This is a genomic window from Klebsiella sp. CN_Kp106 (genome assembly GCF_040064575.1).
Lineage (GTDB): Bacteria > Pseudomonadota > Gammaproteobacteria > Enterobacterales > Enterobacteriaceae > Klebsiella > Klebsiella michiganensis.
Map to the genome: position 1 here is coordinate 80,574 of NZ_JBEAIG010000068.1, position 15,258 is coordinate 95,831.

Sequence of the window (15,258 nt, forward strand, 5' to 3'; positions counted from 1 at the left end):
GGATCGTCTACCGGGGCGGGGTCAGTCCAACGCCCCTTTCAAAATGTCCTCAAAATCAGCGCCACTCAAGTCAGGAGTTGCACACAGCATATCTCTTGCTAATGAACGCCGCCGCAGCAGAAGGTCATCCAGAGTTTCTTCAAATGTGGTGATTTCGGGATCCCTCACCGTCGGATAATAAACATACACATCTTTAATTTGCCCAATCCGGTACGCCCGATCTGTTGCTTGATCTTCTTTGGCTGGGTTCCAGCAACGAGTGAAATGAATAACATGATTGGCTTTCTGTACGTTAACACCGAAACCGACTGCAACCGTAGAGAGAATAATCACCCCAAATCCAGGATGAACCTGGAAATCATCGATCAGCCTCTGGCGGCTATTCTGACTATTACTTTTAGTGCTGGTATCACCGTTAATAATGACAGGGCGGATACCAAACTTTTGATGGATCGCATGCTGAAGTTCACGCTGTAAGTCTCGAAGCTCAGTAAAAATAATGACTTTATCTTTCGTAGTGCTTTTTATTTCTGCGAGTATTTTCAGCAACCAGTTAAGCTTGGGTGAGTTATCACGAAAACGCGGCTCTGGATTGACAACTGCAGGGTGTGCGCAAATAAGCTTCAATCGGTGTAGCAACCCCAGCATACCTGTTCCAGCCTGCTGCATGCCTTCGCTCAGCGCCTGTTGCTGTTGCCAGTTTGCAACAGACGAAAGGTAGAGCTGTTTTTGCACTCCAGACAACATCAACTGCTTGCAACTTTCCACTTCAATTTTCTGTGGTAAATCACGCGCAACCTCTTCTTTAGTTCGGCGTAATGTCTGGGGCTCAATCAGTGCTCGTAAGCGTTCCAGTCGTTCCGTATCGCGGCCTGCCTCATTTTCGATAGGGCGAACATAGTGTTTACCAAATTCATTCAGCGCCCCTAACAATCCTGGCTGCGCAAAATCAAATAAACTCCACAGGTCTACAAGTGTATTCTCGACAGGTGTACCGGTGCACGCCACTTTAAACCGGGCTTGTATTGCGTTGGCAGCATGAGTGATTAACGCAGCTGGATTTTTTATTTTTTGAGCCTCGTCGCATACCATAATGGACCACGGTTGGCGTGCCAGAGAAAATTCTTGATCGCGAAGCGTTTCGTAAGTCGTCAGTATGATTTTCGCCTCACCTTGCCAGCCAGGTTTAAGCAGGTTTTTAATCCCCTGAGACTGCAGATGAGCGGGTATAGCCTGTTTGGAGTATTTCACCACTTTGATGGTCTCACCGTACAATTTCAACACAGGAATACCCGCGGTGTAGAAGAAATTATCCAGCTCACGTTCCCAGTTATCTAAAAGAGAGACAGGGGCAACAATCAGACTTGGCGGTTCCTGTGGAAACTTTTCAATAAACCATACCAGGAAACTCAGAATTTGCAGCGTTTTCCCCAAGCCCATATCATCAGCAAGCAGACAGCCAGCGGTTTCCTCTGGTGAACGAAGGAAGAGTTGCTGTAGCCAGGCCACGCCTTCGCGTTGATGATCTTTGAGTCGGATATTCTCTTTAAGACTCAGGGGAATTTCAGGTTCTGCGTTGCGCGCACTGAGGAGTGAATCACGGCGCTGTTTGATGTAGGCAGCTTCTTCAATATTCTGCTCAATTTTGAGCACAGCCCGGACAGCTTTATCAGCAACGTTGTCTTGAGATCCATTTTCAGTGCTCTGCTGTTTTGCCCAGTTTTTAATGAAGGTTTTGACTGTATCCAGCGGTAATTGGCTATCATTCCATGGCGCGGCGATATGCGTTTCACCAGCAGCTTCTGCCTGAGTAATTCTCTCCTGCAATTCACCTAAGTGGTGAAGATTTTCGGGTTGCCAACCAGTCAGTACTTCGCCCGAAAATACTGAGAAATCGATGTCATCTGGAAGCCAGTTTTCACTTTGTGCCTTGGTCAGCCAGGGCGAGGAAATTTTTTCAAATTCACCAATACCAATCACCCGATCGCCATACTTCGCAATATCCAGAACATCGCTAAATTCTTCTCCTTCAATTTCTTGCTGCCAGCGTGTAAATAGGGCCTGGCAATCGTACCACTGTTGTTCAGTGAACTGGCTTAACTCCAGCTCGTAACCTTGCCAGGATCCAGCAGGCATCTGCGCTGCAACGCTAATACCGAGTTGCTGTATAAATTTTTCAAGCTCCCAGGGAGCTGAGAACACAAAAGTGACCTCTGGCTGGGGAACAGGTGAAATAGGTTCAAGTACCAGCGTAACTTCGATTATCTTATTCTCATCGCTCTGTTGGGGTATCAACCTGAAATGATGAAAGAAAATCCTGGCATCAAACAACGCCTGTTCATGTTCTTCGGGGGCCAGAACATCGGCAGCATCTTCACCTAAAAATGAATAGGGGTTACGAACAAACGAAAGCGCTTCACTTCCCGCCACTCGACGGCCAGGGATTGAGTGTATGGAATTCAGGACTTCTTTCACTTCAGGAGTAATGATGACATGGCTAAGTTCGCCGTTCTCTCCTGGGATGCGATAGCTATCATGAACCTGTGAATTCTTGTCAAAACTACCCAGCCAGTTAGCAGGCTGCTCCTCAAAATGGGGTTCAATTTCGATAACCGCAGTGTCAGCAACCGTTGCTTTACGCAAACGTAATGACAATGACGTCGGTTTGACGACATGCGTTTTTTCTAAATAATCATCAAATTTTGCGGAGGCTTGTTTCGCACATTTGCGGATAGCAGCCCATCCAAGTTGGTTAGTGGTTTCGCCGGGAACCTGGCTTTGCTGTGTACTAAGTCGTTCTGTTGCCTGTATGAGTACCCAGTTTTCCCTGGATAACAGATATTGCTGATTCTCAAAAGTAAAAATGGCACCAGTACGGCTGAAACGGATAGGGTGACGTTCAGGAAGTGTGGCCCATTCTGCAATCCAGATGCGAAAATCACTGTCACTTAATGCACCACGTGAACTCAGGCTTGCGCGTAAAGGAAGTATCTCTGGTACACCGATAAGAGGCAGGCTACTGGCATGTTCGTCATCATCCAGAAGACTGTACAAGGCATCCCAACTCAATAACCACCGGTCTGTTAGTGATATCAGATAGTCTTCTTCAGCCAGTTGCTCAAGCCAGGATGCCAGTGCCCAAAGCTGCGAATCATCAACCAGCGATAGCGGAAAACTGAGTCCGCTTTCCTCAACCTGATACTGATTCTTAAGATTGTGCTCTATCTGCTGACGATTTCCCGTCAGTTTACTTAAGAGGCGTTTCAGCATTATTTGATCCAGTAACGATGCGGTTCTTTTGCCACAGGCGTAAAGCCTAGTCGTAACAACTCTCTTTCTATGGTGTCGTCAGGCGTATTGAGCAGTACAGACAGTACGCCACCTTTTTGTCGATTATCGCTGACGACACATGAAGCACCTTCAACCAAGCTTTGAATTGCCGTATCACGCAGAGGATTAATGATTTTGATGCCAGACAAAGAAGCGGGAGAGGAGGCTTTTTTATCGACAAACTTGACGGGTTCTTCCGCCATCCACCGAACGCCCAACTTGCGTAGCTCATCGTCGTATTTCAGCATCCAGCCGGTTATCCGGACTTTGTTATACCCCTCAGCACGAGGTGCATGGGGCAACCTGAGCGCGCAGCGCCCCTGATCTTTTAGATGAATGTTGATATCAATCGTACGTGATTCAGGGTTAAATGGTGCGTGGCCTATTCGATAGGCGTACATCGCATTTCCTGTCCCGGAAAATTCGACGAATAGATAATCGTTGATTTGCATAATCATGGCGTTATCAAAGCTACGTCCGCCTCGTAAATAGCTCAATCGCCCCTTATTTTCTTCGCGGAATTTCACAAAGTCACTTCCACGGTCTTGCCAGGCATCAGGTCCCATGACGATACGAGTGAATCCCATTTGATTGGCGAAACGCAACCAATAGTGCAATCGTGCCTGATCGACATCGCCATTACCGCGCAACAGCTCGAAGAAATGTGTCAGGTCCTGTTTTGCTAACCATCCCCGGACCATTGCAGCAACCGGCTCGGAGACATATTGATGCCATTTATTCTGCTGGCTTTTCAACTGGGGGTTATCCCAGAATTCCAGCGCAGCTTGCTTCAACGCTGAATGTTCTTGATCGCGATAGACAGAGTAGTAATAGCGGGTCAGAGTCTCCGTCATGATGTCATCACGAAAGCGAACCCACTGTGAAGCCAGACCTAACAGCCAGCTAATTTTTTCCAGAAACTGAGGATCGTCAAGTGTGTCCAGTTGCGCTAAAAGCACCGCGAAGATCCGCTTCCATAGCCAGCTGCTATCGGGGATTTGCGCGATTTTATCTAATGACGAGAGCGAATTGTTTTCACCCGCAAGTAACTGCCTGGAAATAACGCCTCCAGCTTGCGGGGTAAAAATGTCGTGATAAAGCTCTATTGTCTTCATCCATGATTTTTCGCGTCGTATAGCGGCTTTCACCACGAAGTAACCTTGGGCAATATGTCCACGTAGTATGCACCAGTGTGGATTTTTCTCGGGCGACTCATGCTGATAAGCAAAATAACTTGAACAAAGTGCAGTCCAATCCTTGCGTTTCAACGCCTTAGATTCAAGCCGCGTCTTGATAGCGTTGTCGACCTCAGGGAAAAATATATCATCCTCCAGCAAGATTGGCCGGTCAGGATATAACGGATCGTTATCGGCAAGACTATAAAATACCATCCGCCATTCTCTCTCAGTGAGTTCTTCCGCAAGGCGGAGGCGACGCAGAGCCTCCAGCCGCATTTCTTGTGGCGGCGAAGGAATTCTTTCTGCTTTATCAAACCGTCTTTCCATATCCAGGGCCGCGGATGTTAACGTATGGAAATCATTACGCAGATAATCGTCATCCCGTTGAATGGAAGAGAGCTTCGCAGCAATGCGTTGAGAAAGAGAATTCAGTGCGGGCGTCATTGGGGCATTACCAGCTGGCAAACTTCTTTATTAACCACAGGGGGGAAATCCACCTCATCAGCCTTATCTCGTTTATCTTTGAGCCCGAAGAACTGCATACGTAACTCAACGCGACGACTGGCTTCCTTGCTTTCCTTGGCATTATTGAAGGAGACTCCCCCTGCAAGGAAAAGTTTACGGATTTGGATCTGTTGTTCTGCGGAAATACTTTTTTGCAGTGGGCTGCGGCTATCGAGCAGGCTACACATGACCCATTCAGAGCGTTGTAGGGAGAGATGTAGGTTGTACAGATATGAGCCATCAGTGTCGGTAAACCCTTCAATAACGATTTGCTTGAACCACTTCTTACCCTCTTCACTGTCGGCTGCATCCAACACAAGCGGAACAACATCCTGCAGTGCTTTTTGCCCCTCAGCGTTCAGGAAAAAACGGTTGTGATCGAAGCGTCCGGCCTCACCAAAGCTGATGCGGTTATCATGGCAATCCACAACGATAGTTTTGTTCACGTTGCGGGCATGCAGTTCCAGGCGCTCACACAATCTGGATATATCCTGCCCCCTTGTTTTTTCACCTTGCTCCGCACGTTGAATACGCTGTGTCACGGAACTCAACGACGCAACCATGACAACCAGAAATAACACCATCATAGCCGTCATCAGATCGGCATAAGAGATCCAGAATGGTTTCTCCGCCTCATCGCTACGGCGTTTTTTAACGCCAAATGCGTTTCCAAACATCAGCTGTCACCCCTCACGCACGCACGCGTGACAGGACATCGTCAAGCTCGCTGACGCTTTCTCCGAGCTGTTCGACAGAACTGGCGAGTAGATTAGAGGCTTTCGCCATTTCGACGTCCAGTTTGCCCAGCGTTTTATCCAGGCTGCGTGAAACACCTTCAGAGAAGTCTTCAAATCCTTTCCCGAGCACGTCACTGACATTTTCCATAAAGGTCTGAGCCTCCCTGTTATAACTCTGCAAATGCTCACCGTGCTGCTTAAGGTCGGCGATAAATTGACTGCGCGTGGTTTGTTCAGACTGCGTATTTGCGGCGAGCAACTCCAGCATGGCAATAGATTTGCTAACAGCTTCCCGATTGTTACGATAATCAGCAACAACAGACGCGAGTTCGCTGGTGGCAAGAGAGAGAGATGAACCTGCTGATTGCGCTTTATTCAGCACATCAGCGGTGAGGTGGTTTGCTTCCGACACCCGCTCACCTGCATGTTCAAAGCGTTCGGCAGCCTGACGCATTTTATCCGCGCCGTTTTGCATATCCTGAATCTGTCGGTTGGTTTGTTCGGCAAGCAGGCGAAGGGTTTCAGTGGTGCCCTGGTGTTGACTGGCAACTGTTTCAATCAGTTGTTTAATCTGACCGTCTGCCTCACTCATCACTCGCTGAGTTTGTTCATGCAGGGACTGCTGATTCGCTTGCTGATTTGCTGAAATCTGTTGCTGCCCCTTATCGATCTGCCCAAAGAGGCTCCCTAATTGCTCACCCAGCGCCTCGACAGAAGTTGCCATTTTTTCCATTGTGGCACTTTGTCCCTGCTGCACCGAGCTCTGGATGGCTTCGATAAAGGCAGCCATATGCTCTGCCTGCGCCTTTTCTCGTGCCTCACTATCGGCGAACATTTTTTCCAGTTGGTGAGCCATACGCTCTCCGGCCCCCTCACCTTCGGCGCCAATTTTAGCCACCGATGCCTGAAGACTAGTGAGCATGTCATTCATACCAGCCTGCATAGCTTGCTGGCCAGACTTCATCTCTGACAACAGTTGCTCAATGAGCTGCGCGCTACCCTGGCGGGAATCATCACTCACCTGACGCATGTCCTGTAACAACGCAGCAAATCCAGTTTGCATTGTCTGAATCACGCCAACGGTTTGCCCCATCATGTCGTTGAGGTTTGTAAACTGCTGACCAAAGGTGGTGTCGAGTTTCGCCATAAACGCAGTCAGCACATCCTGCAGCATGTTTTGTACCATGCCGCTTTGATCGCCGCTGGCGGTCTGCACTGCACCGGCAATTTTATCTAGCGGCGACTTCAGGCTGTTTTCAATCGCGCCACTGACTTGCTCGGCAAATTGTTGCCCTGATTCACGATAGGTAGTGCTAAGCGTGGCTGCTAACCGTTCGTTTTCTACTTTCTGGTTATCTGCCAGTTGCAGCAACATATCGCGTAAATCGGTGACCAGACTCTCTTTCAGATGGCGAGCCTGAGTCGCGCTTTCATTACTGGATTTCACCAGCGAGGCAAGGTACTCCTCACCAACACCACTGTCATAAAGGGAGTCCAGGGCAGCTGTGAATTTTTCCAGATATTTGTAGCACTTGGCGATGGATAGCTTTTCCAGCCAGGTGACAATAATGGAGGCGAAAATAGCAAATGCCGAACCCAGGAAGGCGTACAACACATCGTGCAACAGATTATTGACGCTGCTGGAGACCTGCTCTGGTGTGCTGGGATCGAAGTGATTGAGACCAATCATCAGGCCATAGAAGGTACCAATAATCCCTACACCGGTCAGGATTCCAGGTAAGTGTTTGAAGAATTCGGTATTCAGCGGAATATCGACCAGTTGTTGCTCCGAGAAAAAGCTGGCACTTGGTGCAGTAGCTCTAATGCGGACGATTTTCTCTTCCCCGTTCTCCAGTTCGCGCTGCGGGTGTAACGATTCTTTGAACTCATTCCACGCATGCCTGAGCTCAGGCCGCTGAAACAGGCTCTTAAGATGCTCAAGCTGGGCCTCTGGTGCACTGTTTTCAACGCTGCTGATTAATTTTGTATATTTTTTTAGGCCGTTAACAATTTTGATGGCTCTTGATAAATAAAAGAAAATAAAGCAGATGACGGCAAAGCTAACAAGGACGATAACGGTGACGGGAACCCAATGAGGTTCCACAGACGTAAGCGCCACTAAGAGGGAATTAAGCCAGGACATTGTTTTACCCGTTTAATATATTATCCATAATAAGAGTTACCACCGACAACGTAATCAATAAATAATTGATTGCGTTACACTGGTTGTCACCATATCGCTCTGTTACTCCTGATTGGCACCAGTCATTCAAGGGATGAACGGTAAAAGCAGCATAAACAAGCGAGACGGTGCTCTAGTTTCTTCTTTTTTACCCTTCAAAAGCAAACTTCTTGACGCGATGCCGTTTGTAATCGTCCCCGTTCCGGGTATCATTTTGCGAACTGCATTCCAAAATTGAATTTTTGCCTGAGCATTTTGCTCCAGGGCTGCGATCTCTTCCGAGGGCTTCATGACTAACACTAACTTTTCTCAAACGGCTGCGTTTATCTGGTCGGTGGCTGACTTGCTGCGCGGTGACTTCAAACAGTCCCAGTACGGGCGCGTGATCCTGCCCTTTACGCTGCTGCGTCGCCTTGAGTGTGTTTTGGCGGAGACCAAAGACGCGGTTGTGGCGAAAGCTGAGGAGTTAAAAACCAGCCCACTGCCGGAAGATGCCAAAGAGAAGTTTCTGCTGCGCGCCAGCGGGCTTTCCTTCTTCAATGCCTCAAAGATGGATCTTGGCAAGATGGGGCAGAACGACATTAAAGCCAACCTGGAAAGCTACGTACAGGCGTTCTCGCCCGATGCGCGTGAAATCTTCGAACACTTCAAATTCAGCGAGTTTGTCGGCCTGCTGGAAGATGCCAACCTGCTGTTCAAAGTGGTGAAGAAATTTGCTACCACTGATCTCAGCCCGAAAGCGATTTCTAACTATGAAATGGGCCTGGTGTTTGAAGAGCTTATCCGCCGTTTCGCGGAAAGCTCTAACGAGACAGCCGGTGAGCATTTTACCCCACGCGATATCGTGCGTCTGACCACTTCGCTGGTGTTTATGGAAGATGATGAAGCTCTGACGCAGCCTGGTATCATCCGCACCATTTACGACCCGACAGCCGGGACCGGTGGTTTCCTCTCTTCAGGCATGGAATATGTTCACGAGCTGAACCCTAAAGCAGTTATGCGTGCCTTTGGTCAGGAGCTGAACCCGGAATCCTACGCAATCTGTAAAGCCGATATGCTGATCAAAGGTCAGGACGTCAGCCGCATCAAGCTGGGTAACACCCTCTCCAACGATCAGTTACCGCAGGATCAGTTCGACTACATGCTCTCTAACCCGCCGTTTGGCGTGGACTGGAAGAAGATTGAGGGCGAGATTAACGACGAACATACGCAGAAAGGCTTTAACGGTCGATTCGGCCCAGGCCTGCCGCGTGTTTCCGACGGCTCGTTATTGTTCCTGATGCACCTGATTAGCAAAATGCGCGACAGCCATAACGTGGATGGTTCCGTGAGCAACGGCGGGCGTATCGGGATTATCCTTAACGGCTCCCCACTGTTTACCGGTGGTGCGGGCAGTGGTGAGAGCGAAATCCGCCGCTACATTCTGGAAGCCGATTTGCTGGAAGGCATTGTCGCGCTGCCAACGGACATGTTCTACAACACCGGAATTGCTACCTACGTCTGGATCCTCTCCAACAAGAAAGCACCTGAGCGTAAAGGCAAAGTACAGCTGATTGATGGCACCAGCCTGTGCGGAAAAATGCGTAAATCGCTGGGTTCCAAGCGTAACCTGATGGGCGATGATGATATCAAACTGATCACCCAGACCTTCGGTGATTTTAAGGTGGTGGATGCCACACCCCTGGAAGAACTGGGTCTGGAAAAAGCCGCCGAGCAAAAATCCAGCCGTGGCCGTCAGCCAGCGACGGCCAAAACTGAAGCACCGAAAACCTTCGCCAGCAAAACCTTTAACAGCACGGACTTTGGCTATCGCCGCCTGACCGTCGAACGACCACTGCGTTTATCCGCTCAGGTGACGGATGAGGCGATTGCGACCCTGCGCTTTGCACCGAAGCCGTTTAATGCACCGATGGAACGCCTGCATGAAGAGTTCGCGGCCCAGTGGCAGGAAGTTAGCTATGGTGATTTCACGGGATTGGAAGCAGAAGCGCGTGGCATCATCAAAGCTGAATTTGCTGAGCTGAAAGAGAAGCGGATTAAAGACCTGCTCGACAGCAAACTGTGGCAGGCGCAGCGCGCCTTGATGGAAAAAGCACAGCAGATTCAGGAAGCATTGGGTGCGCAGGCGGGTGGCAAAACGCTGGTGAGTAATGACTTCAATCAGTTCCAGCTGACCCTGAAAGGGGCCATCAAAACGGCCGGCGTGAAGCTGGATACGAAAGAGAGTAAGCAGTTTATCGATGTTATCACCACCAAAAACCCGAATGCCGAGCCGGTGGTGAAAAAGGCGCTGAAAGAAGCCGCTCAGCCGCTGTACGGGGCATTTGAATACAAAGGCAAGGTTGTTGAGTTTGAACAAGACGGCGAACTGCGCGATAACGAGAACGTGCCGCTGAACCCGGCGGTCTCCACCAGCGACCTGATTGAAAACTACTTCAAAGCAGAAGTTCTGCCGCATGTGAATGACGCGTGGATTAACGCCGATAAGCGCGATGCAAAAGATGGTGAGGTGGGGATTGTCGGTTACGAGATTCCGTTTAACCGCCATTTCTATGTCTATCAGCCACCGCGCCCGCTATCCGAGATTGATGCCGACCTGGATGCGGTCAGCGCCGAGATTATGAAACTGCTGCAGGAGGTACATTCCTGATGGCTAAGTATAAGGCGTATCCGGAGTATAAGGATTCTGGGGTTGAGTTGTTAGGTGAAGTACCGCTGACATGGCGCGTATTTAAATTAAAATTTGGTTTGTCTGAACCACTGGTTTATGGGGCTAATGAGGCTGCATTAGACGACAATCCAGATAACCCTCGTTATATTCGCATTACAGATATGAATCCCGATGGTACTTTGCGTAATGATACTTTTAAATCGTTACCTAAAGTCATATCCGAACCATATATGTTAATCGATGGAGATATACTGTTAGCTCGAAGTGGTGCGACTGTTGGTAAATCGTTTTATTATAAATCTATTTTTGGACCATCTTGCTTTGCAGGATATTTAATCAGAGCGAGATTTGATGGTGATAAAATAGTTCCGCGATTAGCATACTGGTTTTTCCAATCATCAATATACTGGCAATATGTTAGTGGTAGTCAAATTCAGGCTACGATTCAAAATGTTAGCGCAGAAAAATATTCCGATTTGTATCTATCAGCGCCGCTAGGGTACGCAGAACAAGCACTAATTGCGGACTTCCTCGATCACGAAACCGCAAAAATCGATAACCTGATCGAGAAGCAACAGCAACTGATTGAACTACTGAAAGAAAAACGTCAGGCGGTGATTAGCCATGCCGTCACCAAAGGGCTAAATCCTGATGTGCCGATGAAAGATTCTGGTGTTCGGTGGTTGGGGGAAGTACCTGCGCATTGGATAAAGCAGAAATTGGTTAATGTTTCAGAGGGGTCAAGAGGAAGTTTTGTTAATGGGCCATTTGGCAGTGACTTGCTTGCTGAAGAGCTTAGAGATCATGGCGTGCCCGTAGTATATATAAGGGATATTAAACCTACTGGTTACTCCCGAAAGAGCACTGTATTTGTTACACCAATGAAAGCCAAGCAACTTGATGTATGCAAACTTGAGCCTGGAAATGTCGTCGTTTCTAAAGTTGGCGATCCTCCTGGGGATGCATGTGTTTATCCTGTTGGAGAACCGAGTGCAATAATCACTCAGGATGTAATACGAATCAGAGTAAATATGGCGCAGTTTAGCCCGGAGTTTATTGTTTATCTTTTGAACTCTGATTTTGGCCGTATGGTGGTCAATGATATAAGTGTTGAGGGTACAAGAAAAAGAGTTTCACTTGGAGATTTCAAATCTACAAGATTTGTGTTTCCACCGCTTAAAGAATCACTAGATATTGTTAGATATTTAAATAGTGAATGTGAAAAGTTGAGCTGCACTATTGCTAAAGCTACTCAGGCAGTCGCTTTTATGCAAGAACGCCGCACCGCCCTGATCTCCGCCGCCGTCACCGGAAAAATTGACGTCCGCGACTGGGTTGCCCCGGATACACAGGATATTGAGGAGCCACAGGAGGCCGCCGCATGAGCATGGACAGCACCAAAGAGCTTATTTTCCAGAATGAGATGATTGCTCAGATGGAAGCAAAAGGCTGGATTTGTGGCAAAACGGAAGGCTACGATCGCGAACGTGCGCTTTACTCGCAGGATGCACTGACCTTTGTGCAGACCACACAGCCGCAGGAATGGGAGAAGTTTGCCAAAATTTATCCTTCGGATACCGAGCGTCATTTTCTCGATGCGCTGGTGGCGCAACTGAAAAAAGCGGACATCAACGCTACTGATATGCTTTCGCGCACTTACGGCACGCTCGGCGTACTGCGTCACGGTATCAAAAGCCGTAACGCGCGTTTTTCACTGTGTCAGTTTAAGCCGGAACATAACCTTAATCCGGAAACCCTGACCCGCTACAAACAAAATATCTGCCGCATCGTGCCGGAGCTGGTTTACAGCCCTCATGCGTCAAACGCCGCGTTTGAAGAAACGGGGGTTAAGGCAAAGAAATGGCGTATTGACCTGGTACTGTTCGTCAATGGCCTGCCGATAGCGACCCTCGAACTGAAGTCTGAATTTAAGCAGACAGTGCAAAACGCCATCACGCAATATAAGAAAACGCGTTTGCCAAAGGACCCAGGCACCAATAAACCCGAACCGCTGCTGACCTTTAAACGCGGGGCGCTGGTGCACTTTGCCGTCAGCCAGTATGAAGTGTTTATGGCGACCAAGCTCGAGGGCGATAAAACCTTCTTCCTGCCGTTTAACAAAGGGACTCATGACGGCGGTGCGGGGAACGATATCCCGGAAGATGCCAACGATTACGCCACCAGCTACCTGTGGAATGAGGTGCTGCTGCCAGACAACCTGCTGAAAATTCTCGCGAGCTTCGTGCATCTGCAAATCGTCGAAAAAGAAAACGCCATTGGCCTGAAGTACAAAAGTGAGAGCCTGATTTTCCCGCGCTACCACCAGTGGGATGTGGTGAACAAACTGATTACCGCCGCCACGGTGGAAGGCACCGGCAATAAATACCTGATTCAGCACAGCGCAGGGTCGGGCAAATCGAACTCCATTGCCTGGACGGCCCATCAGCTTTCCCGCCTGTACGATGAAAATGGCGAGAAGCAGTTCCACTCGGTGATTGTGGTGACGGACCGCACCGTACTGGACGATCAGCTGCAGGACACCATTTATCAGTTTGAACATCAGGATGGCGTGGTCGGGCGTATTAATAACAAAGAAGGCGACGGCTCTAAATCAGAAAAGCTGGCGAGCGCGCTGGAAAACTCTCAACCGATTATTATCGTCACCATTCAGACCTTCCCGTTTGTCCTGAAGGCGATTGAAAACAGCGTCAGCCTCAAGCAGCGTAAATACGCGGTGATTGCCGATGAAGCGCACTCCTCGCAGAGCGGCTCTACGGCGCGTCAGCTGAAAGAAGTGCTGATGACTGAGGAGACGGATGACGACGTAGAGATGTCTTCAGAAGATATTCTGGATGCCACCGTCGCCGCACGTAAAGGCAGCAGCAACCTCAATTATTATGCTTTTACCGCCACGCCGAAAGCCAAAACGCTGCAACTGTTTGGGCGCCGCCCTAATCCACTGGAACCGGCCTCCAAAAACAATAAACCGGAACCGTTCCACGTTTACTCCATGCGGCAGGCCATCGAAGAGGGCTTTATTCTTGATGTGCTGAAGAACTACACCAACTATAAAGTGGCGTACAAGCTGCTGCAAAAGCTGAACGATCCTGACCGGGAAGTGGACAGCAAAAAAGCGAAAATCGAACTGAACCAGTGGGTGACGCTGCACGATCATAACGTGTCGCAGAAAGTGAGGGTGATTGTTGAGCACTTCCGCAAGCATGTGATGAACTTACTTGCCGGCCAGGCGAAAGCAATGGTGGTGACCAGTTCACGTAAAGCGGCGGTGCGCTACAAGCTGGCGTTCGATAAATACATCGCTGAGCAACACTACGACAAAATCAGCGCAATGGTGGCGTTCTCCGGGGAAGTGGAATTCACTGAAGATGACCATAACAGCCTGGCGCTGCTTAATCAGAAGTTCACCGAGATCAATATGAACCCGGGCCTGAAAGGGCGGGATATGCGCAAAGCATTTGATACCGACGACTACCAAGTGATGCTGGTGGCCAACAAATTCCAGACCGGTTTTGACCAGCCCAAGTTGTGCGCCATGTATGTGGATAAAAAGCTGGCCAACGTGGAGTGCGTACAGACGCTGTCGCGTCTGAACCGTACCTATCCAGGGAAAGCGCAGTCCGGCACCTTTGTGCTTGATTTCTACAATGAACCCGACGAGATTCTGGAGGCTTTCCAGCCGTACTACCAGACAGCGGAACTGACAGATGTCAGCGACCCGCAGCTCGTCTTTGAGCTGTTTGAAAAGCTGCGTACCAGCGGAATTTTTCTGTGGAACGAAGTGGAGCAGTTCTGCGAGGCGTTCTTCAGCAAAAACAAATCCAACGCGGCCATCAGTAATATCTGCAAACCTGCGGTGGAGCGCTGGAAGCATCGTTACACCTCGGCGATTGATGCGTATGTGCTGGCCAAAGAGATGTTTGAACGCACCAAGAAGACCGGCGATGTGGTGCTGATCACCAATGCGGAAAACACCTTCAAAGAGTGCGAGAAAGAAAAAAGTAAGCTGGATATCTTCAAGAAAGATCTCGGAAGCTTTGTTCGCTTTTACGAGTTTATGTCGCAAATCGTCGATTACGACGACAAGGACCTGGAAAAGCTGAGCCTGTTTGCCCGCCATTTGCGTCCGTTGCTGCACGAACAGCGCATCGAAGAAGATGAGATTGATTTAAGCAACGTGGAGATGAGCCATTACCGCCTGTCGAAGCTTTACGAACAACACCTGAAGCTGCAAGAGGATGCTGAAGAATACAAAATCAAACCGGGTAATGATGTCGGTACGGCAAAGCCGAAGGACAAGAAAGAAGAGTTTCTGTCGAATATCCTGGCGCGTCTTAACGAGCTGTTCGTCACCGACAATCTGACCGATAAAGACATGATCAACTATGCCTTCGCGGTGCGCGACAAGCTGTCAGAAAACCAGGCGGTGATGACCCAGATTGCCAACAATACGCGTGAGCAGGCAATGCTGGGTGATTTCCCGAAGGCGATTGATGATGCCGTGATGGACAGCAACGACGCCCAGCAGGAGATGATGGTGCAATATCTCTCTAATCCTGAGCTGGCAAAGGGCTTTGCCCGTGTGGTGTTTGATATGTTGAAAGGGGCTTAATGCTTTTTCATCAAGGAGTGGTGTAG

At 49.1% G+C, this 15,258-nt stretch carries 7 protein-coding genes; 3 read left to right on the plus strand and 4 right to left on the minus strand.

Features of this window, described 5'->3' with window-relative positions:
• Positions 1-21: 21 nt before the first annotated feature.
• From zorD to zorA1, 4 genes are read right to left on the minus strand one after another with little or no spacing between them, the layout of a single operon-like run.
• Complete coding sequence (gene zorD / locus ABLU96_RS22510) at positions 22-3,270, minus strand: type I Zorya anti-phage system protein ZorD (protein WP_048268181.1); 3,249 nt, start codon at positions 3,268-3,270, stop codon at positions 22-24.
• Positions 3,270-4,952: a type I Zorya anti-phage system protein ZorC gene (zorC, locus tag ABLU96_RS22515; protein WP_048268182.1), complete on the minus strand. Its 1,683-nt coding sequence runs from the start codon at positions 4,950-4,952 to the stop codon at positions 3,270-3,272. Before zorC ends, zorD begins: the two co-directional genes overlap by 1 nt.
• Positions 4,949-5,689 (minus strand): type I Zorya anti-phage system protein ZorB1, encoded by a 741-nt coding sequence (gene zorB1, locus ABLU96_RS22520; protein WP_048266230.1) that lies wholly within the window; start codon positions 5,687-5,689, stop codon positions 4,949-4,951. Before zorB1 ends, zorC begins: the two co-directional genes overlap by 4 nt.
• Positions 5,690-5,702: 13 nt before the next feature.
• Positions 5,703-7,892 (minus strand): type I Zorya anti-phage system protein ZorA1, encoded by a 2,190-nt coding sequence (gene zorA1 / locus ABLU96_RS22525; protein WP_048268183.1) that lies wholly within the window; start codon positions 7,890-7,892, stop codon positions 5,703-5,705.
• A 328-nt stretch (positions 7,893-8,220) separates the two neighbouring features.
• Between zorA1 and ABLU96_RS22530 the strand changes: the two genes are divergently transcribed.
• From ABLU96_RS22530 to ABLU96_RS22540, 3 genes are read left to right on the plus strand one after another with little or no spacing between them, the layout of a single operon-like run.
• Positions 8,221-10,581 carry a class I SAM-dependent DNA methyltransferase gene (locus ABLU96_RS22530; RefSeq protein ID WP_348862833.1) on the plus strand — a complete coding sequence of 787 codons (2,361 nt, stop codon included), beginning with the start codon at positions 8,221-8,223 and terminating at the stop codon, positions 10,579-10,581.
• Positions 10,581-11,987 carry a hypothetical protein gene (locus tag ABLU96_RS22535; RefSeq protein WP_064362549.1) on the plus strand — a complete coding sequence of 469 codons (1,407 nt, stop codon included), beginning with the start codon at positions 10,581-10,583 and terminating at the stop codon, positions 11,985-11,987. Before ABLU96_RS22530 ends, ABLU96_RS22535 begins: the two co-directional genes overlap by 1 nt.
• On the plus strand, positions 11,984-15,232 hold the full coding sequence (locus tag ABLU96_RS22540) for a DEAD/DEAH box helicase family protein (RefSeq protein WP_048268186.1): 3,249 nt from the start codon (positions 11,984-11,986) through the stop codon (positions 15,230-15,232). The genes ABLU96_RS22535 and ABLU96_RS22540 overlap by 4 nt, the downstream gene beginning before the upstream one ends.
• The last annotated feature ends 26 nt before the right edge of the window (positions 15,233-15,258 follow it).

Bases quoted from the DNA above. Each gene is read 5' to 3' on its own strand.
- zorD (WP_048268181.1), bottom strand. From the start codon at position 3,270: ATGCTGAAACGCCTCTTAAGTAAACTGACGGGAAATCGTCAGCAGATA.
- zorC (WP_048268182.1), bottom strand. From the start codon at position 4,952: ATGACGCCCGCACTGAATTCTCTTTCTCAACGCATTGCTGCGAAGCTC.
- zorB1 (WP_048266230.1), bottom strand. From the start codon at position 5,689: ATGTTTGGAAACGCATTTGGCGTTAAAAAACGCCGTAGCGATGAGGCG.
- zorA1 (WP_048268183.1), bottom strand. From the start codon at position 7,892: ATGTCCTGGCTTAATTCCCTCTTAGTGGCGCTTACGTCTGTGGAACCT.
- ABLU96_RS22530 (WP_348862833.1), top strand. From the start codon at position 8,221: ATGACTAACACTAACTTTTCTCAAACGGCTGCGTTTATCTGGTCGGTG.
- ABLU96_RS22535 (WP_064362549.1), top strand. From the start codon at position 10,581: ATGGCTAAGTATAAGGCGTATCCGGAGTATAAGGATTCTGGGGTTGAG.
- ABLU96_RS22540 (WP_048268186.1), top strand. From the start codon at position 11,984: ATGAGCATGGACAGCACCAAAGAGCTTATTTTCCAGAATGAGATGATT.